Annotated in this window: 23 protein-coding genes and 2 pseudogenes; 15 read left to right on the plus strand and 10 right to left on the minus strand. The window is 59.0% G+C overall.

Features of this window, described 5'->3' with window-relative positions:
• Positions 1–774 precede the first annotated feature (774 nt).
• A protein-coding gene (locus QGV54_RS07015) for an IS3 family transposase (protein WP_281015974.1) occupies positions 775–1,913 on the minus strand; the annotation gives its coding sequence in 2 pieces (ribosomal slippage) (positions 775–1,649 and positions 1,649–1,913; 1,140 coding nt in all).
• A 658-nt stretch (positions 1,914–2,571) separates the two neighbouring features.
• Between QGV54_RS07015 and QGV54_RS07020 the strand changes: the two genes are divergently transcribed.
• Entirely contained in the window at positions 2,572–3,219 is a 648-nt protein-coding gene (locus tag QGV54_RS07020) for a hypothetical protein (protein WP_281020092.1), read from the plus strand.
• A gap of 51 nt (positions 3,220–3,270) precedes the next feature.
• Positions 3,271–4,409, plus strand: a protein-coding gene (locus tag QGV54_RS07025; protein WP_281015974.1) for an IS3 family transposase whose coding sequence is annotated in 2 segments (ribosomal slippage) — positions 3,271–3,535 and positions 3,535–4,409 — 1,140 coding nt in all. Because the reading frame shifts where the segments join, the coding sequence is not laid out codon by codon here.
• Between the two features lie 39 nt (positions 4,410–4,448).
• Here QGV54_RS07025 and QGV54_RS07030 read toward each other — a convergent pair.
• The 3 genes from QGV54_RS07030 to QGV54_RS07040 form a co-directional block, all read right to left on the minus strand.
• Entirely contained in the window at positions 4,449–4,850 is a 402-nt protein-coding gene (locus QGV54_RS07030; protein ID WP_281020093.1) for a metallophosphoesterase, read from the minus strand.
• A 141-nt stretch (positions 4,851–4,991) separates the two neighbouring features.
• The gene (locus tag QGV54_RS07035; protein ID WP_281020094.1) at positions 4,992–5,894 is read right to left on the minus strand and encodes a WYL domain-containing protein; all 903 of its coding nucleotides are present in this window, start codon (positions 5,892–5,894) and stop codon (positions 4,992–4,994) included.
• 136 nt (positions 5,895–6,030) lie between these two features.
• On the minus strand, positions 6,031–6,204 hold the full coding sequence (locus tag QGV54_RS07040) for a hypothetical protein (RefSeq protein ID WP_281020095.1): 174 nt from the start codon (positions 6,202–6,204) through the stop codon (positions 6,031–6,033).
• Positions 6,205–6,353: 149 nt separating this feature from the next.
• Here QGV54_RS07040 and QGV54_RS07045 point away from each other — a divergent pair, with 149 nt between their 5' ends.
• From QGV54_RS07045 to QGV54_RS07070, 6 genes are all read left to right on the plus strand, one after another.
• Positions 6,354–7,052: an IS6 family transposase gene (locus QGV54_RS07045; protein ID WP_281020096.1), complete on the plus strand. Its 699-nt coding sequence runs from the start codon at positions 6,354–6,356 to the stop codon at positions 7,050–7,052.
• Between the two features lie 461 nt (positions 7,053–7,513).
• Entirely contained in the window at positions 7,514–8,197 is a 684-nt protein-coding gene (locus tag QGV54_RS07050) for an HNH endonuclease (protein WP_281020097.1), read from the plus strand.
• 187 nt (positions 8,198–8,384) lie between these two features.
• Positions 8,385–9,083, plus strand: coding sequence for an IS6 family transposase (locus QGV54_RS07055; RefSeq protein WP_281020098.1), 699 nt, complete (start codon positions 8,385–8,387; stop codon positions 9,081–9,083).
• Positions 9,084–9,476: 393 nt separating this feature from the next.
• A complete protein-coding gene (locus QGV54_RS07060; RefSeq protein WP_281020099.1) occupies positions 9,477–10,013 on the plus strand; it encodes a DUF3489 domain-containing protein in 537 nt (178 codons plus the stop codon).
• A 13-nt stretch (positions 10,014–10,026) separates the two neighbouring features.
• Positions 10,027–10,629, plus strand: coding sequence for a DUF2924 domain-containing protein (locus QGV54_RS07065; protein ID WP_281020100.1), 603 nt, complete (start codon positions 10,027–10,029; stop codon positions 10,627–10,629).
• Complete coding sequence (locus QGV54_RS07070; RefSeq protein WP_281020101.1) at positions 10,622–12,412, plus strand: recombinase family protein; 1,791 nt, start codon at positions 10,622–10,624, stop codon at positions 12,410–12,412. Before QGV54_RS07065 ends, QGV54_RS07070 begins: the two co-directional genes overlap by 8 nt.
• Positions 12,413–12,832: 420 nt before the next feature.
• On the opposite strand, the gene QGV54_RS07075 is transcribed toward QGV54_RS07070, so the two are convergent.
• Together QGV54_RS07075 and QGV54_RS07080 are read right to left on the minus strand one after the other, a co-directional pair.
• Positions 12,833–13,798 (minus strand): acetamidase/formamidase family protein, encoded by a 966-nt coding sequence (locus QGV54_RS07075; protein ID WP_281020102.1) that lies wholly within the window; start codon positions 13,796–13,798, stop codon positions 12,833–12,835.
• A gap of 172 nt (positions 13,799–13,970) precedes the next feature.
• Positions 13,971–14,354 (minus strand): hypothetical protein, encoded by a 384-nt coding sequence (locus QGV54_RS07080; protein WP_281017553.1) that lies wholly within the window; start codon positions 14,352–14,354, stop codon positions 13,971–13,973.
• A 201-nt stretch (positions 14,355–14,555) separates the two neighbouring features.
• Here QGV54_RS07080 and QGV54_RS07085 point away from each other — a divergent pair, with 201 nt between their 5' ends.
• Positions 14,556–14,873, plus strand: coding sequence for an NIPSNAP family protein (locus QGV54_RS07085; protein WP_281020103.1), 318 nt, complete (start codon positions 14,556–14,558; stop codon positions 14,871–14,873).
• A gap of 306 nt (positions 14,874–15,179) precedes the next feature.
• Positions 15,180–16,322 (plus strand): hypothetical protein, encoded by a 1,143-nt coding sequence (locus QGV54_RS07090; RefSeq protein ID WP_281020104.1) that lies wholly within the window; start codon positions 15,180–15,182, stop codon positions 16,320–16,322.
• Positions 16,323–16,492: 170 nt separating this feature from the next.
• Here the strand turns inward: QGV54_RS07090 and QGV54_RS07095 are convergent, their stop codons facing one another.
• Positions 16,493–17,509 carry a TauD/TfdA family dioxygenase gene (locus QGV54_RS07095; protein WP_281020105.1) on the minus strand — a complete coding sequence of 339 codons (1,017 nt, stop codon included), beginning with the start codon at positions 17,507–17,509 and terminating at the stop codon, positions 16,493–16,495.
• A 97-nt stretch (positions 17,510–17,606) separates the two neighbouring features.
• On the opposite strand from QGV54_RS07095, the pseudogene QGV54_RS07100 reads away from it, so the two are divergent.
• Together QGV54_RS07100 and QGV54_RS07105 are read left to right on the plus strand one after the other, a co-directional pair.
• Positions 17,607–18,291, plus strand: a pseudogene (locus QGV54_RS07100) (IS6 family transposase); the annotation flags it as partial.
• 347 nt (positions 18,292–18,638) lie between these two features.
• Complete coding sequence (locus tag QGV54_RS07105; RefSeq protein ID WP_281020106.1) at positions 18,639–19,412, plus strand: extensin family protein; 774 nt, start codon at positions 18,639–18,641, stop codon at positions 19,410–19,412.
• Between the two features lie 256 nt (positions 19,413–19,668).
• Here QGV54_RS07105 and QGV54_RS07110 read toward each other — a convergent pair whose 3' ends face one another.
• Positions 19,669–20,643 (minus strand): hypothetical protein, encoded by a 975-nt coding sequence (locus QGV54_RS07110; protein WP_281020107.1) that lies wholly within the window; start codon positions 20,641–20,643, stop codon positions 19,669–19,671.
• A gap of 12 nt (positions 20,644–20,655) precedes the next feature.
• The gene (locus QGV54_RS07115) at positions 20,656–21,009 is read right to left on the minus strand and encodes a helix-turn-helix transcriptional regulator (RefSeq protein ID WP_281020108.1); all 354 of its coding nucleotides are present in this window, start codon (positions 21,007–21,009) and stop codon (positions 20,656–20,658) included.
• Between the two features lie 402 nt (positions 21,010–21,411).
• Between QGV54_RS07115 and QGV54_RS07120 the strand changes: the two are divergent.
• Positions 21,412–21,908: pseudogene (locus QGV54_RS07120) on the plus strand (transposase); the annotation flags it as partial.
• A 17-nt stretch (positions 21,909–21,925) separates the two neighbouring features.
• On the opposite strand, the gene QGV54_RS07125 reads toward QGV54_RS07120, so the two are convergent.
• A complete protein-coding gene (locus QGV54_RS07125) occupies positions 21,926–22,501 on the minus strand; it encodes a plasmid pRiA4b ORF-3 family protein (RefSeq protein WP_281020109.1) in 576 nt (191 codons plus the stop codon).
• A gap of 135 nt (positions 22,502–22,636) precedes the next feature.
• On the opposite strand from QGV54_RS07125, the gene QGV54_RS07130 reads away from it, so the two are divergent.
• Positions 22,637–23,467 carry an endonuclease gene (locus QGV54_RS07130; RefSeq protein WP_281020110.1) on the plus strand — a complete coding sequence of 277 codons (831 nt, stop codon included), beginning with the start codon at positions 22,637–22,639 and terminating at the stop codon, positions 23,465–23,467.
• A 157-nt stretch (positions 23,468–23,624) separates the two neighbouring features.
• Entirely contained in the window at positions 23,625–24,323 is a 699-nt protein-coding gene (locus QGV54_RS07135) for an IS6 family transposase (RefSeq protein WP_281020111.1), read from the plus strand.
• Positions 24,324–24,443 lie beyond the last annotated feature (120 nt).

Genomic DNA, 24,443 nt, shown 5'->3' on the forward strand with positions numbered 1-24,443 from the left:
TGGCGTGACGCAGCCTTGGAAAATCCGATCCACCGGTCGCCCGAGGTCATGTCGGCACGCAGTGGGGCCGTGGGTTCGCGGGAGAAGGGATGGTGGTGTCCGCAGTCCCCGCCGAACCGGTCTCTTGCATCCTGCCCCTGATATACAGGGAATTTACAGGGAAAATTCCTGATTCTGGGCCTGATTAGCCTATCAGCCGCGCCTGCAGCCCAGCGTTTCCGCGGGTTCGCGCCCCAAATTCCCTGCTCACAGGAACAGGGAATTTGGGGACCTGCATCAGGGAACATTTATCGGGTTTCAGGGAAGCTGCGGCCGGTTTGCAGGGTAGTACCGGATCTGATTGGGAAGGGGATCTGGCTGTGTGGTTGCCATGCCGTCGGATGACTTCTTCCGCCATAAGGTTGCCGTCAACGGCGCCATCGTGATCGGAGCCGGAAAACTCCAATTTCATACGGGCGAGTTTCCAGGGGGCAGAGCACCGGGACCGAACACCTAACGTTCCGAATCGACGTTGAACCACGGTTTCCAGACCCCGATCAGCCGGTTTTCTCCGAAAAACCGGTCTTCAATTGTGTTCTCGGAGAACTCGTTAGAGAATGAGAACCCTACATTTTCGGAAATGATCTCAATGGGACATGGGTGATCGGGGAAAATATTCTCTATCCCAAATCTCAACTGGCACGAGGTCGTTTTGGCTCTCGGCCTGACAACTCAGAGGTGGTTCGGTTCGTTTGAACAGTTTCGAGCCGTTTCTTAGGTGGATTTTCCGCTTGGTTATGCCGCCACCGGGATTGGTTGCAACTTGATGTGATATGCCTGATCGGGCGTTTGCCCTTCCAGCGATGAATGCGGTCTCCTTGTGTTGTAGAAGGCCAGGTATCGGTCGATGCCCTGTCGGGCGGCTGACACGCTTTCATAGGCGTGCAGATAGACCTCCTCGTATTTGACGCTGCGCCAGAGCCGTTCGACAAACACGTTATCGCGCCAAGCGCCCTTGCCATCCATGCTGATCTGGATGTCGGCGTCCTTCAGCGCCTTGATGAAGTCAATGGACGTGAACTGTGATCCTTGGTCCGAGTTCATGATCTCCGGCTTGCCATATCTGCGCAGGGCATCATTCAAGGCCTCCAGACACGGCGCTGTTTCCAGCGTCACCGACAGCCGCCAGGCCAGAACCTTGCGGCTGAACCAGTCCAGAACGGCGACCAGATAGACGAACCCTCGGGCCATGGGAATGTAGGTAATATCCATGGCCCAGACCTGATTGGGCTGCGTCACGGCCAGCTTGCGCAGCAGGTAGGGATAGATCCTGTGACCGGGCGCAGGCTTGCTGGTGTTCGGTCTGCGATAGAGCGCCTCAATGCCCATCGTTTTCATGCAGGTTGCCACGTGCAGCCGCCCGGCCGTGAAGCCTTCCTGCCGCAGCAACCCTTTCATCATACGGCTGCCCGCGAACGGGTAGTCCATGTGCAACTCGTCAATTCTGCGCATAAGCTTGAGGTCCGCCGCACTGGTCGGGCGCGGCGCGTAATACAGGCTGCCCCGGCTGATCCCGAGAAGCCGGGCTTGCCGTGTCAGGCTCAGCCTGTGGTCCGGGCCCGTCATTTCCTTGCGCTCGGCAACAGACCGGCCTTGTCGAGCGCGCCCTCTAAAAAATCGTTTTCCAGCGCCAGCTGGCCAATCTTCGCGTGCAGGGACTTTACGTCGATCTGCGGCTCTTTCGCGGCCTTTGGCGTGTCATCGAAGACACCCGTTACGCCCTCAAGCAGCTGATCCTTCCACTGCTTGATCTGATTGGGATGCAGGTCGAACTGCGTCGCCAGCTCGCTCATCGTCCTGTCGCCCTTCAGCGCCGCCAATGCGACTTTCGCTTTGAAGGCAGGGCTGTGGTTCCGCCTGGGTCGTCTTGTCATCTTCGCTCCTTCGTCCCGGCAACGCTGCCGGATTGGGAGCAGAAAATCCACCTAACTCAACTGTCCAGATTTGTCGGGCCACCTCTCTCTTCCCCGACATCGACATGGCCCGCGAAACATCGACCAATTGAACGCTGATACCGATCTGTGTCCAGAACCTCGCAAGCGACCCTCGCGCCACCGATGATCGTCTCCAGGACTACCTTTGCATCCTCGCCGCATCGATAAGCCTGGCCAGATGGCAAGAGGCAACCTTGGTTGATCTCTGGAGCGTCGATACCGTGCAGCCTGACCTTTTCACCAGAAACTTCGATGGTGTCCCCATCGACAACCCTTGCGGTTCCGTTGAGCGAGCGAGACTGCGCGGAAGCGCCCACAGTGACCCCTGTGATCATCACGAACACGACAATTAGCGCTCTATTCATTACATGCTTCCCATTCGCGTTCGCATTCATTGCTCAATCAGCTTGGCGAAAGCGATCCAGACCAAGACCGAACTCTAGGAGCTCCCATCACAGATATTTCGGAGCAGCAGTGCAGCCAACGTACAGGAATTTTTCTCAGGTTCGCGAAAACAATCTCCTAGGGAAATTCACTGAACTTCAACACGGTACGATGGAGGCCTTGAGTTGCCTCGTTTTTTTGTCATGCTGCCTGAATGGGGATATCAGACATTACCGTTGAGGCCGTGCTCGCGGCCTGCAAAGAGTTTGATGAGCTTGGAAGAACAGCGTTTCTCCAAAAATACGGCTTCGGCGCCTCGCGAACATACAGGCTGCACCACGATGGCAGGTACTATGATTCAAAGGCGATCATTGGCGCTGCGCACGGGCACCTTGGGCCAGGCTACACAGCGCTCGAGGCCAAAGAGTTCTCTGGCGGTTTGCAACAAACAGTCCGCGTAGTTGAGCATCTCGGATTTGAGGTGGAGAAAGACCCTGTGCCCACCCGTAACCCGGATTGGTCACGAGATGAGCTGATCCTTGCGACAGAATTCTACCTTCAACATGCCCCCAGAATTCCAGGGCAACATAGTCGCGCGCTGATCAACTTGGCCGATGAGATACGGGCGGCAGCGGCCGTGTTGGGCCTAAAGGGCAACGAGAAATTTCGGAATCCGAACGGCGTTTATATGAAGCTGATGGAGCTTCGAAAATATGACGATGCCTACCAGGGCATTGGATTGGGCCACGAGCGTCTTCGAGACGTTGAACTGGAGGTTTGGACGCTGCCCGAGGGAGTGCTCCTGCTCGAGGCAAGCAGGGTCCGTAAGAGGTGGCCCGACAAATCTGGACAGTTGAGTTAGGTGGATTTTCTGCTCCCAATCCGGCAGCGTTGCCGGGACGAAGGAGCGAAGATGACAAGACGACCCAGGCGGAACCACAGCCCTGCCTTCAAAGCGAAAGTCGCATTGGCGGCGCTGAAGGGCGACAGGACGATGAGCGAGCTGGCGACGCAGTTCGACCTGCATCCCAATCAGATCAAGCAGTGGAAGGATCAGCTGCTTGAGGGCGTAACGGGTGTCTTCGATGACACGCCAAAGGCCGCGAAAGAGCCGCAGATCGACGTAAAGTCCCTGCACGCGAAGATTGGCCAGCTGGCGCTGGAAAACGATTTTTTAGAGGGCGCGCTCGACAAGGCCGGTCTGTTGCCGAGCGCAAGGAAATGACGGGCCCGGACCACAGGCTGAGCCTGACACGGCAAGCCCGGCTTCTCGGGATCAGCCGGGGCAGCCTGTATTACGCGCCGCGCCCGACCAGTGCGGCGGACCTCAAGCTTATGCGCAGAATTGACGAGTTGCACATGGACTACCCGTTCGCGGGCAGCCGTATGATGAAAGGGTTGCTGCGGCAGGAAGGCTTCACGGCCGGGCGGCTGCACGTGGCAACCTGCATGAAAACGATGGGCATTGAGGCGCTCTATCGCAGACCGAACACCAGCAAGCCTGCGCCCGGTCACAGGATCTATCCCTACCTGCTGCGCAAGCTGGCCGTGACGCAGCCCAATCAGGTCTGGGCCATGGATATTACCTACATTCCCATGGCCCGAGGGTTCGTCTATCTGGTCGCCGTTCTGGACTGGTTCAGCCGCAAGGTTCTGGCCTGGCGGCTGTCGGTGACGCTGGAAACAGCGCCGTGTCTGGAGGCCTTGAATGATGCCCTGCGCAGATATGGCAAGCCGGAGATCATGAACTCGGACCAAGGATCACAGTTCACGTCCATTGACTTCATCAAGGCGCTGAAGGACGCCGACATCCAGATCAGCATGGATGGCAAGGGCGCTTGGCGCGATAACGTGTTTGTCGAACGGCTCTGGCGCAGCGTCAAATACGAGGAGGTCTATCTGCACGCCTATGAAAGCGTGTCAGCCGCCCGACAGGGCATCGACCGATACCTGGCCTTCTACAACACAAGGAGACCGCATTCATCGCTGGAAGGGCAAACGCCCGATCAGGCATATCACATCAAGTTGCAACCAATCCCGGTGGCGGCATAACCAAGCGGAAAATCCACCTAAGAAACGGCTCGAAACTGTTCAAACGAACCGAACCACCTCTAGTGACACTGGGGAATTTTCGCTTACAACGTGGACGTTGGGCGGTGCATCGCGCCGGATCGAAGCCCACAGTGGCTCGGCTTCCTGGAGATTGTCGTGGTTTCCTGGCAGGAGCCACCACTGCACGCTCTCATTCTCGCCCATTGCGGTCAGTGCTTGTCGGACAACACTGTGGGAAGGGGTTGCCGTATCGAAGGTGTCCCCCGCCAGAAGCACGTGCCCGGCCGCTCGATCAAGCGCCGCCCCGGCAATGCGGCTGATTGCGCCGTGCCGCGCCTCCATTATGCGCCCGCGGATATTGCCGTCCGGCGGTTGAGGAATATTCGCATAGCGCCGTCCAAGATGCAGATCTGAGGAATGGATAAATCGAAAGGAACTCACGTAGTCGCCTCCTGAAAGACCTGCGCGTGCTGCCGCCCCGCGCGACTGAGGTGCAATCTATGCGGTGAGGGTGTCAGTTTTTGTCGGCCGACCCCGCAAGTAGCAATTTGTTTAATTGAATGCGTACATATAGCGAACATATCATGGAAATACACCAAAACTCTTCTTGGTACCCTCGATCAGCGCTTTCAGTTCTTTGGGTGCAACAACCTCGACAGAGTTGCCCCAGCAGTAAAGATGCCAAGCCATTTCGAGCCAGCCTGATGCGAAGAAGTGTACCTCAAGGCGCCCATCGGGAAGGCGTTCCATCGTTTGAGATGGATGGAAGCGCCACTCAGCCGCCCGATCGGCCGCCTTGGCAGAGAAGCGCCAGATAACCTCGCCGTATTCGCCCTCGTTCTGATAGGTGCCAAATGCTCTGGCTGCATGTTCGGCGATGTTGAAGTCGGGATCGCGAACGAACCAGGTGTCAGTCACTGTCGCATCGGTGATCCGGTCGAGCCGGAAGTGGCGATACTGCGGCCCTTTCTGGGGTTGGCGGGCGACGAGGTAGCGACGAGTCCCGATAAGGATCCCATAAGGTTCGACTTCACGCCGCTCGCCTGCGTAAGAAAAGAGCATGCGGTACGGTCCTCTCACGGCCGCGGCGACCCTCTCCGAAATCACCTGTTCGATCTGGACGACCGGGCCAGGCCGTGCGGCGACGCCGTGTGCTTCCAGCATTGCGTCCGCATCTGCCTCCGCGGCCCGAGCAGCGCTCGGCGGCAGCGCCGCGAGGAGTCGGTTTCGTAGATCCGACAGTGCCCTGCCCTGCCTCACATCACCTCTGTCCCTGAGCGCAACAATTGCGGATTCTATCGCCTCCAGTTCGTCGGCGCCGGCGAGCCGAAGGCGAGCGAGGGGCACCTCTTCAATCGACCACCTTCGCTTTCGATCATCGCCGTCACAAATCCGGACGGAGTGAGGAAACGCTTCGGTCATCGCGCGCAACATTCGTTGCGCCGTGCGCTCGGACACCCCGAACTCCTCGATGACCTCATTCAATGTCACACCCGAGTAGCGTGACGCTGCGAGATCTGCGAGGCGAAGAAGCTCTATCGCATTCGAGTAACTGATCGACTCCTCCAGTTGTCTGAGGCGCAATCAGTAGAAGAATTTTGACGTCAAGATGCAAGCGCCTCTAGGCGCTTGATGCGGAGAACGCTAAGCTGAAGAAGATGCTGTCCTCGCCGCGCAGACCGGCCAGCACGATCCGGATATTCCCTTCGGCGGAATACTGCTCATGGGTGCGGCGGCGGATAACCCAGACCGTCTGCTCTGCCCCGACCTTCGATGCGTCCGATTTCTGTCTCATCTGCGTTCCCTTCGGTCACTACGGCCAGCCAGAATCCTCCATTACAAATACCCGCTGATCCATCCCACAAACCCTGACGTCAAAAAGTACCCGACATTCAGTTCGGCATTGTCAGAGCAAATCTGTTGTGGTTGCGGTAAGCTGTCGGGATGCGTAATCCTTTCCGCTATTTCAACAGCTCGCCGGCGGTGATCCGCACTGCGGTCCTGCTCTACATTCGGTTTCCGCTGTCGCTGCGCCAGGTCGAAGACCTGCTGCACGAAAGGGGCATCGACATCAGCCATGAGACCGTCCGGTTCCGGTGGAACCGCTTCGGACCCATCGTCGCCGCCGAACTTCGAAAACGGCAGCGGAGAACGGCTCGCCAGCACATCCAGTGGCGGTGGCACCTGGATGAGGTTTTCGTCCGGGTCAACGGCGAGAGGTGCTATCCCTGGCGGGCCGTGGATCATGAAGGTGAGGTAGTGGAAGTCTACGTCACGAAGACGCGGGATCGCAGGGCTGCGCTGGATTTCCTGAAGCGCGCATTGAAGCGATTCGGCTCACCTCGAAGTATCATCACCGACCGGTTTCGTTCTTATCGCGCGGCACTCTCGGACCTGGGCATCGCCGGTCGCCAGGACACCACCAGATGGCTGAACAACCGGGCGGAAAATTCCTATCAGCCGTTCCGACGACGAGAGCGATCCATGCAACGTTTCCGAAGTGATGTCACGCTTCAGAAATTCGTCTCCATTCACGCTGCCATCCAAAATCACTTCAACATCGATCGTCATCTCACCCGTCGGACCGACTTCAGGCAGCGCCGCGATGCGGCGCTTGCTGAATGGCGACAGTTGGCAATCTGACCTCACACAGATACAGATCTGCTGCGCCGGGGTCAGATTGCTCTGACAATGCCCACCAGAGGCCTATGACAACATTGCTGATTATCTTGCACAATGCGGGATTGCGGAATTTGATTACGGTTGCAGGCTGGAACGAGACCAAGCCTTTATGTGGTCCAGGTTCCAGAGGACAGAGCACGTCACAGCTCCTCATTCTCATAGGTTGGAGCTTCCGGCAAACCCGGCGCGGTTCAATCTTCGTGATTAAGAGAACAGCGATGATGGAACGAAATTGACATGCCCCGCTCACTTCGCTACGCCCATTCCAATTTTCACCTCATGTGCCCGATGCAGATTGCACTGACAGTGCCATGTCAAGCATGACCGGACGCTGTCTCATATGCGGGGAGGCCGGCAGAATTGGATTGCGCCACCTCACCGACGGACGATCCATTCATACTCGGTGTCTAGATAAGGCAATCTTGCGTGTCGATGATTTGAGCGAGCAGGCACAGGAGATGTCGGCGCTACCCGTGCTTGAAGGCCTGAGAAAGATAACACGCACTTTTTTCCGCCATTCCACACCGGAATCGCAATATGCAGACGATCCAACGCACCTCAATGCCCGGATCGCCAAGCTCCAAAGGGGAATAGTAAAAGTCTACGATCATTGGCCGGACTATCCTCCAGATTGGCAAGAACGGCGCGAAGCAATCCTCCATGAACGCGGCGCTCACTGTGAGAATTGTGGATCGGGTCTCGTTGTACAGATTCACCATCGCCGACCGCTCCGGTCAGGGGGCTCCCACAAGAGCGAAAACCTTCAAATTCTTTGCCGAGACTGCCACCTTCACGCCCATGGGACGTCCGAGTTCTGGGGAGATAGGCATAATCGAAGTCCTCAAAGTGCTTCTTCAACCAAGTATGAAAAAAACATTGAGAAACTACTTCAGGCGATAGATGATGGAAACGATGTGCGATTTATCTATTTTCGATTTGATGGAAAAAAAATCAGGCGGCGGGTGACGCCTCACAGAATTGATAAGGCGGATACAGGTTACGCAAAATCAAATGAAAAAACCGTTCTCCATGGATTTTGTCACAAGCGCGGTTCAATTAGGTCATTTTCTGTATTTCGTATTCGTCGATTAATATTATTGAAATAGAGCGGTATTCAGTATTGTCACGTCTCACATATTATTGGAGCTGCTCTGTCCTCCGGAAACTGGATCTTTTTGAGTTAGAGTTTTCCGCCTGAATCCTGGATGGGGTGAAGGAGTGGATAAGCATGAAAGGGGCATTGTCAGACCAAATTCTGAGGTCGCTTTGAACAGCCTTCGGTAGGCTGTCGGGATGCGTAATCCTTTCCGCTATTTCAACAGCTCGCCGGCGGTGATCTGCACTGCGGTCCTGCTTTACATCCGGTTTCCGCTGTCGCTGCGCCAGGTCGAAGACCTGCTGCACGAAAGGGGCATCGACATCAGCCATGAGACCGTCCGGTTCTGGTGGAACCGCTTCGGACCCATCTTCGCCGCCGATCTTCGAAAACGGCAGCGGAGAACGGCTCGTCAGCACATCCAGTGGCGGTGGCACATGGATGAGGTTTTCGTCCGGGTCAACGGCGAGCGACGCTATCTCTGGCGGGCCGTGGATCATGAAGGTGAGGTACTGGAAGTCTATGTCACGAAGACGCGGGATCGCAGGGCTGCGCTGGATTTCCTGAAGCGCGCATTGAAGCGATTCAGCTCACCACGCAGCATCGTAACCGACCGCCTTCGTTCTTATCGCGCGGCACTCTCGGACCTGGGCATCGCCGGTCGCCAGGACACCACCAGATGGTTGAACAACCGGGCGGAAAATTCTTATCAGCCGTTCCGACGACGGGAACGATCCATGCAGCGATTCCGAAGTCCGGCGACGCTACAGAAGTTTGTCTCCGTCCACGCCGCCATCCACAACCATTTCAACCTCGATCGTCATCTCACCAGTCGGACCGACTTCAGGCAGCGCCGCGATGCGGCGCTTGCTGAATGGCGACAGTTGGCGATCTGACCTCACCCAGATACAGCTCTGCTGCGCCGGGGTCAGATTGCTCTGACAATGCCACCTGACGATATACCCCTGAACGCAATAGTAGAGACGATCCCGAACCCGATAAACAGCCTGTTGGGTCATCACCGCTGGTAAACCGGGCCATCAGCCCGAATGACCAGAGGGACGGGACAGCACTGCCATCACGGCAGGGGGAACGAGCAAGAGTCAGCCGACGACTTGCACATTGCATTGGACTTCGGTGGCGGGGGAAGCATGCATGCTGTCGGGACCGGCGACGCGAACATGCGCGTCCTGCCGGTCCCCGCCCGGCCTCCGTATCGCGGTCCGGGCTTCACGTGGTGACAGCGCCGGCATCGGGCCGGCGTGGAACAAGCACCACGGAGACAGACCATGCAGAAACTCAACACAAGACAGATCGCAGTTCTCGACCACGCCGCGCGCCTTAGCGACGGCCAGCTTCTGCCGCTGCCGGACGGCATGCAGCTGAAGGGGGGAGGGCTGGCGGCCATGCTCCGCGCCCTGGAACGCCGTGGCCTGGCTGAGCGCTCGGTGGACGACGCATGGGTCATCACCAAGACCGGCCGCGCGGCAGTTGCCGGGCAGGGCAGGGCTGAGGTCGACGAGAGCAAAGACAGGAACGAGGCATCGCAGGCCGCAAAGCCGGAACCGGACGAGGTCGATACCGGTTCGACGCCGCTGTTCCGCCCGGGCACGCGGCAGGCGCAGCTGCTCGACCTGCTGCGGCGGGGTGAGGGGGCCGACATCGACGAGATGGTGCAGTTCACCGGCTGGCAGCCGCACAGCGTCCGGGCGGTGCTGACGGGCTTCCGCAAGCGCGGGATCGAGGTGAGCCGCACGAAGGAAGGCAACGGTGTCAGCGTTTACCGCGCCGCGCCGCCCGCCAGCGCTGATGGCATGGCCGCCTGACGGCGCCCTGACGATGCTAAGTCAGAACACTATGCGCACGGGCGGCGACGGCGACGTCGCCGCCCGCAATGCCGTCGACACCCGCGTCCGGGCCATGTCCCGTGATGAGCTTGCCGTATCCTGGCAGCGGCGCTGGCGGCGCCCGCCGCCGAAGGGGATCAGCCGCCGGCTGCTGGAATGCAGCGCGGCATGGCTGATACAGGCCGAAGCGCATGGCGGGCTCGCCGCGGCCACCCGACGTCGCCTTGACGCGCTCGCGGGCGCGCGCCGGAGTAGCAGAGATTGTGCAGAGGATGACCGACAACAGCCCGGCAAAATCGACCGGACGACGCCACGCCGCAAGCTGCGCCCAGGCAGTCGCCTGGTCCGACAGTGGCAGGGCCGCAGCCACGTGGTGGAAGTCATCGATGGCGGGTTCACCTACGAGGGGCGGTCATACACCTCGCTCACGGCCATCGCCCGCGAGATCACCGGCGCACGTTGGTCCGGTCCCCGCTTCTTCGGTCTGAATGCCCCCGCGCCGGAAAGGAAAGCGACCAGGAACAGAGGGGCGCAACGATCAGACCAGAAGGGAGGTCCTTCCGCCACGATGGACGAGGGCGACCACGATGACTGAGCGCGGACGGCGAGGGAGCAACGGATCAATCAACCACCGCAGTGCCCTTGGCGACTCATCGCGGACCGTTGGAGGCCGCCGTTCTGTCCGCTGCGCCATCTATACCCGGAAGTCCACCGAGGAGGGGCTGGAGCAGGCCTTCAACTCGCTTGATGCGCAGCGCGAAGCCTGTGCCGCCTATATCCGTAGCCAGCAGCACGAGGGCTGGACGGAACTACCCACCCGATACGACGACGGCGGCTTCTCCGGCGGCTCGATGGATCGTCCTGCCCTGGCATCGCTGCTGGATGACATCCGGTCGGGCCGCATCGACACGGTCGTTGTCTACAAGGTCGACCGACTGACCCGGTCGCTCGCGGACTTCGCGAAGATCGTCGAGCTGTTCGAGGGGCAGGGCGTCTCCTTCGTCTCGGTGACCCAGCAGTTCAACACCACCACGTCCATGGGACGGCTGACCTTGAACGTGCTGCTCTCCTTCGCCCAGTTCGAGCGCGAGGTCACAGCGGAGCGCATCCGCGACAAGATCGCTGCATCAAAGAAGAAGGGCATGTGGATGGGTGGCGTGGTGCCAATCGGCTACCGGGTCGAGGACCGCAAGCTGGTGATCGATCCGGAAGCCGCGGCGACGGTCCGGTGCATCTTCGAGCTCTACCTGAACCTCGGGTCGGTCAGGGACGTGAAGGACGCATGTGACGGGAAAGGCATCGTCACAGCCACCCGCACCAGCCGCTCGGGGCGCAAGACGGGTGGCGCCGGCTTCAGCCGCGGGCATATCTACTGGCTCCTGAGGAACCCGATCTACATCGGGCGCGTGAAGCATCACGGCCAGACATTCGAAGGCCAGCACGAGCCGATCATCGACGACGCAATATGGGTGGCGGTCCAGGAGATGCTCGACGGCCATGCGATTGACCGGCAGGCGCCGTTCAACATCCCGTCATCCTCGCACCTGCTGACAGGCCGACTGTTCGACGAGGCGGGCGAGCCGCTCTATGCCACCCAGGCCAGCAAGCAGGGACAGCGATACTTCTACTACACGTCAAAGCATCTCGTGACATGCAAGGCGGACAGCAGCAGCGGCTGGCGGCTTCCCGCGCCGGCACTGGACCAGCTGATCATCGATCAACTGGTGGCCCTGCTGCGTGACCCGCTGCAGGTGATGGACTTGCTGGCGCACGACCAGGACGCCAGCAACGCAGTGACACGGACAATTGATACGGCCAACCGTGCAGCGGATATCCTGGCCAGCGCGGACGGTATTGAGCGCCGGTGCATGCTTGATGGCCTGCTTGAACGTGTTCAGCTCCGGGAGAGCGGCATCGTTCTCCGCCTTCGACCGTCCGCCATCGATGGAGGGTCTCACCCTGGTGGCCCGGGGACCGGACTCCCGGGCGATGGTGATTGGACCGATACCGTGGTCGTCGAGCTGTCGGTTCAACTGTCGCGCCGCGCCAATGGCAGCCGCATCGTCTTGGGCGGCGGCGAACAGGCAACCGGCGGACCCGACCCGAAGCTCGTTCAACTGGTCGCTAACGCGTATCGCTGGAACAGGATGCTGGCCGAGGGGACCGTCGCATCGCTCCGCGAACTGTCTGACCGGGAACAACTCGACCGAAGCGACATCGGGCGGATACTGAACCTCGCCTACCTGGCGCCGGACATCGTCGAGGCCATACTCGACGGACGGCAGCCGCCGGCGCTTACGGTTTACGGTCTCGGCCGCATGTCATCGCTTCCGCTGGACTGGTCCGAGCAACGCCGGGTGCTCGGCTTCAACGCCTGACCCCGAAAGCCAGCCCAGAATGATGGTGGGGAGGTCGAATTCGGCCATAAGAGACTCGGGCCGCATTCAGCCGGAAATCGTCTCCTGAACGGCGTCTCTCGGCATGCCCTTCAGTGCCTCATCTGCCGCAATGCCGCGGAAACCGCGGGTCTCCGCCAGGACAAGGTGGGGTCGTGGGTTCGCGGGAGAATGGATGGTGGTGTCCGCAGTCTCCGCCGAACCGGTCTCGTGCATCAATTTCCCTGATACGGTGCCAAATACAGGGAATTTTTCAAATTTACAGGGAACCGATCCTGTAGGATCGCGATTTCCGCACGTATTATCAGCACATTGGGTGAAAAATTCCCTGCAAACCAGAACAGGGAATTTTATGAACCGAACAGGGAATTCTGAACGCGTATCAGGGAGTCTGTTCAGGCATCAGGGATTTGGGTCGAAGGTCGATTTCGGCAAGACAACATGGATGCCCTTGTGTTGGTTTACCAACTGGGTGACGCGCATATCCGCCGCAATCGAACAGAGAGTGTAGGCGTCTTCCCTGGTCAGATTTGATCGGGATGTGATCAGACGGATCATGGCGCGCAGTGCCTGTTTCGCCGCGGCATCAAGAACCACATCGATACCAAAGGTGATGAATAAATCCGCTGTTTCCGCCCATGGCATCCACGGCCCTGGCATGTCGCTTGCTGCGCCAGCGAGGACCTCGAAGGAGAACACGCCGGCCATGCAGGTCTCGATGGCGGTCAGACAGACCTCGCCGTCACCCTGATTGGCGTGGCCGTCGCCGCAGGAGAATAGCCCTCCGGGTTGGAAAACGGGCAGATGCAGCGTGGCACCCGATCCCAGCAGTTTGCAGTCGATGTTGCCACCGAAAGCACGCGGGACAATGGACGACTGGACGCCCCAGTGATCGGGCGGTGCGACGCCCATGACGCCGAAAAAGGGATTGAGCGGCAATGTCACGCCCCAGGGCAGCGCCGCCGTGCGCGCGACTCCATCGATCGGAATGTGCAGGACGCGCGTGCTGTCGAAGTCTTCGGGCAATACGCCCGAGAGCGGTCGGATCAGATTCCAGCCCCAGTCGCTCAGCAACTCGATCTCGTGCACATGAACCGACAGGACGTCGCCAGGTGATGCTCCGTTGATGCCGACAGGGCCCGTCAGAATATGTCCTGGCTCCATCCGACGCGTGACTTTCGCGATCACTTCCCGATGGGACGGCAGCGTGGTCATCGGAGTCGGGGGGAGCATCGTCTCACCGCCGGAGACCGTCTCGATGCGCACGTTATCGCCCGGTTCGATCCAGGTGACAGCGGGCCGCGCCGGATCGAAATAGCCCCAGTGCGTCGTTTCCGGATCGACCGGAATGGTCAGGTCATTCTTCATGGGTCACTCCCAGATCGTTCCGCGCCACGTCGACTTGCATCGTGATGGCAATCATCGATCAATATTCCCTTGTTGTCAGAGCAAATGAGCTCGGCCGCTGCCGCCCCTTGTAGTATCCGAGGGCAGCATGCGAGCTGCCGGAGTTGTTCGACAACCGGCAGCTGGATGCGGTTCAATCAACCTCCAGCCGATAGTCATCGATCACCTCCTGCGCGACGATACCCGCGTGCAGGGCGAGCAGGACGAGGCGGGCGTCCGGACCGGTTCCGGCGCCAATTGCTGCCATGATGCGGTCCTCCGCCCCTGCAGCAGCCAATGCACCGTTGTCTTCGGTGAAGATCTGCTGGCCGTGCATCAGATATCCGAGCAGTGCGGCAGCATGTGCGCAGGCCGTTTCGTCGGCACCGCCCTGTCGAGGCCTCGACTCGAGCTGGCGGATGGTGGCGATTTTCACCGCACCCGGCACCAGACGGGGATGAACGCCGACAGCACGCAATGCACGATCAAGCCGTTGAACGGGTCGCGAAGCGCCAAAGAGTTCCAGTATTCCCAGCATCAATCCCACTCTACCGCATTCTTGGAGCTTCAGCTTTTTCCGGACTTGCCTCAGAACTCCTGCCCGTTTCGATCAGCTTCGCGCACTATGCTGCGCGATCGCCCGCCCAAAATGTCATGATGGCTCCAACGGCGCTTCATTGGCTGCATTCTGTGTGATTCACAATCGTGCCGTCATGGAACTTTGGAAAGGTATGCTCAGATGACTGTATATGAACTCCGCACCTACACCCTTTATACCGGCAAGATGGCGGAAGCCGTCGACCTTTACAGAAACATCGGCTGGCCGGTGCTGGAGAAATACCAGGACAAGCTGGTCGGGTATTTCACAGGGGATGTGGGCGCAATGAACAAGCTGACTCATATCTGGAAATTCGATGACGACGCCGACCGCAGAAAGTTCTGGAGTACTCTGTTCGGCGATGAAGCGTTCATGCAGTTCGCGCAGAAATTCCGGCCACTCGTCCAAAGTCAGGAGAACCAGCTGATGCTTGCAGCTCCCTGGGGGCCGCACCCTTGATTGCGTAAGGTTGGAGACAGGTCCCGGATCCGAAGCTATCGACCTGCTCAGATCGAAAATATCTCGGAAGGTCGGGTAACGCGTCGGGAAGCGGGCACGGTGAATCCAACAGTGGCAGAGCGAAGCAAGAGCCGGAAAACTCCGATCTCTTACGGTCTAGTTCTCGGGGGGCAGAGCACAACGCCGGTAAGCGCCAGACTCAAACGATCCAGTTTCCAGGGTCGGAGGCAGGCGTTATCTTTGACCATGAGCAATCTTATGTAAACTCGCCCATGATGGCGTTTTCAATCGTAATGGACGAACTACGTGAGCAGTTTATTTACCCCTTTCACCCTGAAGGACGTCACGCTGCGAAATCGCATCGCGATGTCGCCAATGACGATGTACCGGTCGGTCGATGGTCGGATGACAGACTTCCACGTCATGCTCATGGGGTCGCGCGCGGCCGGCGGCTTCGGCCTGGTCTTTCCCGAACAGATCGCAATTACCCCTGATGGACGGACGAGCACAAGCTGCGCGGGCATCTACGATGATGCGCAGATGGAAAGCTTGAGCCGGGTTGCCGGAATCATCAAGGACATGGGAGCTGTCCCGGCCATTCAACTCGGCCACACTGGCCGCAGGGGCAGCGAGAACAAGCCCTGGGAAGGCAAGATCCAGCTTCCGTCCGACGATCCGGGTGGCTGGCAGGTTCGCGGCCCCTCGGCCATTCCCTATGGCGGCAAGTATACATACCCCGTTCACGAACTCGGCGTGGACGAGATCAAGGGGATTTCCAGGGCCTACGCTGACGCCGCCCGGCGTGCTCTCGATTGCGGGTTCGAGTGGCTCGAGATGCATTTCGCACACGGCTATCTGGGCGCCAGCTTCTTCTCGCCGCTGGCCAATCAGCGCACCGATCAGTACGGCGGCAACCTGGAGAACAGGCTCCGCTTCCATCGCGAGGCGATGGACTCCGTGCGTGCGGTCTGGCCCGAAAGGCTTCCGCTGACCGTCAGGCTTGGGTCCGACGATTTCAACGAGGACGGAATACAGTTCGATGACGCAATCTCGGCGATTTCGGCGCTCAAGGAGCATGGGCTGGACTTCGCGGATATCAGCCTCGGACTCAATACCGATGCGATGCGAGATGTTCCGTTCGACGATGTTGGTTTCATGGTGGAACGGGCTGCACGCGTGCGCCGAGAGGTAGATATCCCAGTCGGCGTGAGCTGGAATCTTGGTATACCAAGTGAGGCCAACCGAGTGATCGCCCAGGGACTGATTGATGTTGTGTTCCTTGGTCGCCCGGCGTTGGCAAACCCGCACTGGCCTTTCTGGGCGGCCAGGGAGTTGGGACATGAAGATCCTCTCGCACTCATGCCTGAGGACTGGTCGTGGTGGCTTCGCCGCCGACCGAAACCCGAGGGCACGCTTGGCTGGCCGCCTGTCTCTGGAGACGCGCGCTGAAAGACATTCTGAATTTCATGCAGGTCCCAATGGCCGACAACATGTTGCGCCGGGAGGCGCTGTCATGTGTAGACGACCCCTTCGGGAGCCCATTCGGACCTGCCTGAGATTTGGTCTGCCAGAGACGTCAGTCTCCGCCTCTGGCATTGTCAGAGCAAACATTGAACGAACTAGTTCTGCATGGGAACGGTCTCATCCCAACGGAAGCCAACACCACCACCTTGCCAGACCCCTTCGCCGAGTGGGCTGGGCCCGTAGATGTCGAGTTGGAGTGGCAGTCCATTGTCGGGACCGAAGTTCCGAGCGGCTCGGACAGTGCTCCGGTGCAGGATCCTCAACCCCTGTTGTTCAGCTGGCAGATGGGCGTCGGGAGAAGCGCGGTGCGCGACCGCGAGGTTATCGACGAAGACGCAATCCCTCTCTTCATATTCAAAGGAGATGGCGTATCCGTTGTCCAGGCCGGCATCCAGAATGTCCTTGTACTGGTTGCAAAGCTGCTTCAGTTCGGCGGCATCCAGCAGGCGGAAACCCCCATCTGTGGCAGATTTCTCGATGACCGCTCCTGTCATCCCCAGATGCAGCCAGATCGATCTGCGTCCGGATATGGGGTGTACATGAACCACCGGGTGCACGACGCCTGATGCGGAATTCACCGAGGAGAGGCGATTCCAGAATTCCCTGGTCTCCTTCGGCAGGGCGTCATGTGCGGCACCCTGATGGACGAAACAGGTACCTCCTCCGTTCTCGGCTGGACGGATGATGTGATAGCCCGCATGGGAAAAGGTGTCCGGGACGAAACTGCCATCATTGTGCCACTGGGGACCCACACCCGGAATCCCGTGACGTTCGTCGTTCGAAAGGCGGAAGATATGTCGATTTCCACCCGGAGTCGCCGGATGAACGCCGTGGGTGCTGTGCAATTGCCTGCCGCCCCACCAACAGCTGGCACGGAGGAAGTCATCGACTTCCAGCTGCTTTTCGTTCTTGAAGACAATGAACCCACGGTGAGCCATCTCGTGTTCAAGTGCTTCGATGAGTTCGCCTGGCGGCATCACTCTGGTTGCCAGATCAATGCCCTGCACCTGAGCACCCAGCGGCTCGAGTGGAACGATCTTTCCGCCGAATTGCTCGATTATTGCGACGCGACATGGATCAAGCGGCTGAACGTTCTGAGAATATGTATTCAATTATGACCTCCATTCCTCGACTTACACTTAAGAATAACTGAATCTCATGAAAGGCATTTTTTGAGAAATTCTGCTGCGGGCGACGTAGGCCATCGGGATGCTTAACCCTCTTGGCTATTTCAATAGCTCGCCGGCGGTGATCCGCCCTGCGGTCCTGCTCTGCGTGCGGTTCCCGCAGCGGCTGCGCCAGGTCGAAGATCTGCTGCATGAGCGTGGGATCGACATCAGCCACGAGACCGTCCGGTTCTGGTGGAACCGCTTCGGACCCATCATTGTAGCTGAGCTTCGCAACTGGCAGCAGAAGGTCGCTCGGTAGCATGTCCAGTGGCGGTGGCACCTGGATGAGGTTTTCGTCCGGGTCAACGGTGAGACACGCTATCTCTGGCGGGCCGTCGATCACGAAAGAGAAATACTGGAAGTCTATGTCACGAAGACGCGCGATCGCAGGGCTGCGCTGAATTTCCTGAAGCGGGCGTTGAAGCGGTTCGACTCACCACCCACCATCGTGACAGACTGGCTTCGTTCTTACCGCGCGGCACTCTTGGACCTCGGCATAGCCGATCGCCAGGACACGGCGAGATGGTTGAACAACCGGGCGGAAAACTCCCATCATCCGTTTCGGCGACGAGAGCAGTCCATGCAACGTTTCCGAAGCGGTGCCACGCTCCAGAAATTTGTCTCCATTCACGCTACCATTCATAATCACTTCCATCCTCGATCGCCATCTCACCCGTCGGACCGACTGCAGGCAGCGCCGCGATGCGGCGCTCGCTGAATGGCGGCAGTTGGCGATCTGTCCTCACCCAGATACAGCCCTGCCGCGCCGGGGTCAGATTGCTCTGACAAAGCCGGGAATATTTATCGGGTTTCAGGAAAGCAGCGGCCGCTTTGCAGGTTAGTACTGGACCTGTTTGGGGCAGGGGACATGGCTGAACGGTTACCCTGCCGGCGGACGACAGCTTCCGCTATGCGGTTGCCGTCAACGGCACCCTCGTGATCAGAGCTGAAAAACTCCAAATTCATGAGGTCGGGTTCCCACGGGGCAAGGCTCCCTGCGAATTCAGGCAGCAATAAGCCACTTACCGTCCAATTCTCGCCCGTTTTCCGCAAGATCCTTGTCAGACACAACGTGGATGATCCTGGACACGTGATTGACGGAGACAACCTGGAACATGTCAGGAAAGACTCAGCGCCAATGAAGAGGCCCCTATGGCTTTGGCTGGTTTATGGCTGTGCGCTTGCCGCCAGCGGTGTTTCTGTATGGGCTCTGCTGATCCAGTTTGCGATTGTGCCGCCACCCTACGGTTTGATCCCACCGTTGAACCTTTCCGAGCCTGATGGCCTGTTCGTTGATTGGCAGTTAGCCGCAATCAGCCAGGATCCGGCTCTATGCGAGCGCGTGGTGATCTCTTCGCCTTTGGTATCGGCGGAAAGGGTTAGTGCGATGCCGGAACGAGAGGGGTGCGGTTGGGCAAATGCTATCCGTCTGAATGCAGTGGACAACATTGAGGTGAACGCCTCACCGATTGATTGTGGGACCGCTGCCGCTATGGCCCTTTGGTTGACCAAGGTAGTTGCGCCCGCTGCGAGGGAGACGCTTTCGACGACTGTACGCAAGATCACTCACTTCGGAACCTATGCGTGCCGCAACATAGCCGGAACGCCCTGGAGAAGCGTTCATGCCAAAGCTGCGGCCATCGATGTTGCAGCATTTGCAACAAGCGATGGTTCAAACCTGAGCGTACGCAGACATTGGAAGGGGAAGGATGACAGGGCAAGATTCCTTCATTCGATTGCTGATGGCACATGTCGATATTTCAGGTCTGCGCTAACTCCAGCTTATAACGCCGCACATCATGATCATTTCCACCTGGATCGAGGGTGGGGCATCACTTGCAGATGAGGGGCTTGAGTGTTGGTGACGTGTGAGGGGCTCCCCAGCTTTCCACCAGCTGTGTTGTGCCTCCGGAAGTCGGATCGTCTGGTACTGGGATTTTGCGCCGGGTTTTCCTGCCCTGGCGTTGCAAGAGATGGGACTGGCAGTGGCCGCCACGCGGGAAAGTCCGACGCCCTGTCACGCAACTCGCGGACACACCTGGCCTGGATGGCGTTCATCCGCATCGGGATAAACTGGCACTACACTGGATCCTCGACCCGGGTCAGACGCGAGGGCGCTGCGCCGGGCCAATGTGGCGAACCTGATCGCCTGGCTCCTGTCTGCCACGAAGGATCGTTTCCCTGATCGACTTCAGTCGTCGCAGTTTCTCTGCTCCGCGAAGTGCTGCCGTGCTGTCGTCATAATAGTCAAACCAGGGGAGACCGGCCCTGTCATATTCCCTGACACCCGGCGGCCGGGTCCGGGGAGGCTCACCGGTAATCGCTTCCCAAAGAAGCGCATCCGCCATCGCAACGAAACAGCGCTGACCGTGGCGTTGGTCCCATGCATCGAGGCCATATTCGTCGTCGTAGATCTCCTGGCGCATGCGGCCGCCAGGAGCCATTCCCATATCAGGGGCGCTGCTCGCGCAGCTCACGGAGAACATCATTTCTGAATGTTCCGACAGGGATTGCTCGAACCTGCCCCGCTTCTTCCGCATCTCCTCGTAACGTTCAGCTTTCATAGGGTAGACCATCACCTGCAGACCACCGGTTTCGGCGGCCCCAGTGATTTGCTCTTCCGCCGTTGCGCCTTCCCCAAGATGAGCCGCAACGAACTGACGTACGGTTCCTTCCTCGACACAGAAGCCGTCGAGCCAGGGCTGACGGGGCAGGGCAACGTAGTCCTGTGGATCCCTGTTCAGGGAAGGCACCCACGGCTCGCCGGTTACCGCGTTGATCTTTCCCGCAGCAACCTTCACGGCGAACGGATAGTCATGGCTGGAGAAATCGATCCACATGGCTTCCGCTTGATGGATGGGAAGAAACACCCCGCCGCGCTCACGCCAGTTGGGGGGCAGCCGGTCCGCGAAGTCATCAACATGGCGGAGCGGGAAGGAGCCGAGGCCGGGCGGAAGAAAATGATCCTGATCATCATCGGGAAGGCGCAGCGTTCGCTGGAAATCGATCTCGCATACCGCGTCCTCGTGAACGTCGGGGAACCGGAAGAAAAGTCGGTTTGGGTCAAGATTCATCATCGGCTCTGTCTCCTACCATTTGCCGTCTCGGACCTCGCGAACGACGCTGAGGATCGCGTGGTCGGGAGCGGATTTCAGCTCCCGCAGCAGCCGTGCAAAAAGCTTCGGCCGCTTGCGGATGATCTCCTGCAGTTCCCCTGACACCTTTCCGGCCAGCGCAAGCATGACGTCGGTGTCCTCGCCCAGTTCTTCGGCGAGCCGGACCGTCGTGGCTTCCCCCGGGGGTGGCACCTCACCCCGCTCGACCTTCGAGAGGTATGCCGGTTCGATCCCAACCCGTCCCGCCACCTGGCGTAACGAGTACTGCCGATCCCCTTTGCGGAGTTCTTCGCGTCGTTCCCGAACATACTGACCAAAATGCGTCATGTGTCATATATAGTACACGAAAATGCATCTGACAAGATGGCAGTGCAAACAAGCGGCGCTTGGCGCAGTCACAGTGACCTGGCTCACTCTGAGTCCGTACATATAAGTTTGTCGGGCTTCAGGGAGGCTGCGGTCGGTTTGAAGGGTGGTGCAGGATCTGATCGGGGCAGGGGGATGGCTGAGCGGTTACCATGCCAGCGGATGACTTCTTCCACTATGAGGTTGCCGTCAACGGAGGCCTCTTGGTCGAAGCCAAAAACGCCAATTTCACACGATTGAGTTTCAAGGGGGCAGAGCATCAGGAACGGAATGCTGTCGCCCGTCGAGTTCGAACGGCAGCAGCAAATGACCACCGAGTTTCGTAGACGCCTTCTTTCCTGATTTTGAGGCGAGGAGGCCATGATGGGCAAAATCAATTTCAGCGACGATTTCAAGCGTGATGCGGTGGCTCAGATCACCGAGCGGGGCTATCCGGTTGCGGAGGTCTCGCAGCGGCTGGGTGTCAGTCGCATTCGCTCTATGCGTGGAAACGGAAGTTCGCAAAGCCCACCGGCAGCGATGACAAGGATAGTGAGATCCGTCGATTGAAGCGCGAGCTGGCAATGGGGGCCGAGGAGCGCGACATTCCAAAAAAGGCCACCGCGTATTTCGCCAGGAGTGAGGCGTGAGCCCGCCATCGGTTCGGGGGCCACGCCGAACAAGTGAGATACGCGTTCGTGGCCGAGCATCGACCCCTGTTTTCGGTGCGGGCGATGTGTCCGTGTCTGCGCATCCACCTGAGCGGCTTTTATGCCTGGCTGAAGAACCCGTTGAGCAAGCGGGTGAAGGAAGACACTCGTCAGACCGACCTCATCCGGAAGGCCTGGAAGGAGAGCGGCAAGGTCTATGGCTACAGTAAGCGTCCAGTCTGACAGCCCTATTTCCTTGGTTTTCTGGGCTTCCAGCGTTTTGCGAGTTTGAGGACTTCGAGTTTGAGTTCGTCAGTCTGGGGCTGGTTGGGGTCGAAGGTGTCGCCGTACCAGTCTTTGAGGTGATCGTGCTCCGGGTGGTTGGGATCGGCCATGGCATCAAGGAATTCATAGTAACCTGGGAAGCCACCGATGTCTTCGGGGGGGCATTTTCCGGTGACCTCAGTCAGTCTGGGATAGAGCTCGCCAGGGACGGGATCGGTGATCCTGCCGATTTTGATTTTGTGTTCCCAGCTGTCTCCAAAATCATAGATGTAGGTGATGGTCTTTTTGCCAGTGTCCTCGATGACCTCGCCCAGGGTGGTTTTGTCGGCGGGCAGGTCTTCGCCGCCAAAATCGGGGTCCGGGATGCCCCATGTGGCGCGATCTGCTTCGAACATGTAGAGGTGTGAGTTGGTCCAGCCCATTGCGGCCTGCAGTGTCAGGTGCAGCCGGTCCAGCCGGATGTCGGCAGGCGTCTGCAGGGTGCGGGTGACGGCGGGCTCGATGCCTTCCAGGGTAACCTTGATCTCGATGATGCTCATGCGGCGTCTTTCATGGTGCGGCGGTTCTTGTGGTTCCAGGGTAAGAGGTCGTCAACCTTGGTGATCTTGTAATCCGGGTGACCTGACCCCCAGCTTTCCCCCAGCTGGAGTTAGAGTCAGGCGATTTTGTTGCGCATGAGCGCGGTTGTGGCAATGACCTTCGTAGCGGAGCCCGCACGCGTGGTGAAGCAGGCCATTGCCTGTCCAGTAAAGGAGCATACGGTGATGCTGCGATCGATCACTATCACCTTGCTAGCAGTCCTCATCTGGATGCCTACCGCGGCGCAGGAGCCGCCACGCACCTTCCAGTCGGCGAAGAAGTACCTGGCTGATCTCCACGAAAGCATCGGTCATCTGGAGACGATCTATTGCGGCTGTCCGTACGAGCGGACCACGGGATCAGGCGGCAATGTCGACCGCGAAGCTTGTGGACTGACGGCCAGGAAGAACGATGCACGCAGTGATCGGGTTGAATGGGAGCATGTTGTCCCTGCAAGCTGGTTTGGCCAGACCCGCGCCTGCTGGATCCTGAAGGAAGAAGCCTATCCGGAATGCGATGGTCGGTCGGGCAGAGACTGCTGCCAGCGTGTGAACGCCGAGTTCACGCTGGCGCACAATGACCCGAACAACCTGTTCCCGTCATCTGGCGAGGTGAACGGGGACCGGTCCAACTATCCCTATGGCGAAGTCCTCGGTGAGGAGCGCATCTACGGGGCCTGCGATTTCGAGATGGGCCGTGCACCGGTCGGCAAGATTGCCGAGCCACCGTCTGGCCCAGCCCGCGGAACATTGGCGCGTGCAATGCTCTACATGTCGTCGACCTATGGGGCTGACATACGCCTGCCGCTATCCATCGTCTGGCAATGGCATATCAACCACCCTGCAACCGCCTGGGAGATTGAGCGGGCCCGTCGGATCGCTACAGACACAGGGCTGCGTAACAGGTGGATCCTGGGGTATGAATGACATGGCTTCAGAATGAGGCCACACATAGGCGACGAGCTGCCCCAGGCGTCTTGGGTATTTGCCCAGGCCGTATGGCACGTTTGGTGAGGTACATACGATGAGCATTCCGCAGGGCATTGTCAGAGCAAATCTGATGTGGTCGCGGTAGGCTTTCAGGATGCGTAATCCTTTCCGTTATTTCAACAGCTCGCCAGCGGTGATCCGCACTGCGGTCCTGCTCTACATCCGGTTCCCGCTGTCGCTGCGCCAGGTCGAAGACCTTCTGCACGAAAGGGGCATCGACATCAGCCATGAGACCGTCCGGTTCTGGTGGAACCGCTTCGGGCCGGTGTTCGCGGCCGAGCTTCGCAATAAGCAGCGGAGAACGGCTCGTCAGCACATCCAGTGGCGGTGGCACATGGATGAGGTTTTCGTCTGGGTCAACGGCGAGCGACGCTATCTCTGGCGGGCCGTGGATCATGAAGGTGAGGTACTGGAAGTCCATGTCACGAAGACGCGGGATCGCAGGGCTGCGCTGGATTTCCTGAAGCGCGCGTTGAAGCGGTTCGGCTCACCTCGAAGTATCGTCACCGACCGCCTTCGTTCCTACCGCGCGGCGCTTTCGGACCTCGGCATCGCTGCCCGCCAGGACACGGCGAGGTGGTTGAACAACCGGGCGGAAAATTCCCATCAGCCGTTCGGACGACGGGATCGATCCATGCAACGTTTCCGAAGCGATGTCACGCTTCAGAAATTCGTCTCCATTCACGCTGCCATCCATAATCACTTCAACCTCGATCGCCATCTCACCCGTCGGACCGACTTCAGGCAGCGCCGCGATGCGGCGCTTGCTGAATGGCGACAGTTGGCGATCTGACATCACCCAGCTACAGTTCTGCTGCGGCGGGGTCAGATTACCCTGACAATGCCATAGGGAGAATTGGAAAACATTGATGACAACTTTGGGGGGGGGGTATATTCGGAGGTCCTTGTGATC

Source organism: Minwuia sp. IMCC3060, from assembly GCF_029909435.1.
GTDB lineage: Bacteria > Pseudomonadota > Alphaproteobacteria > Minwuiales > Minwuiaceae > Minwuia.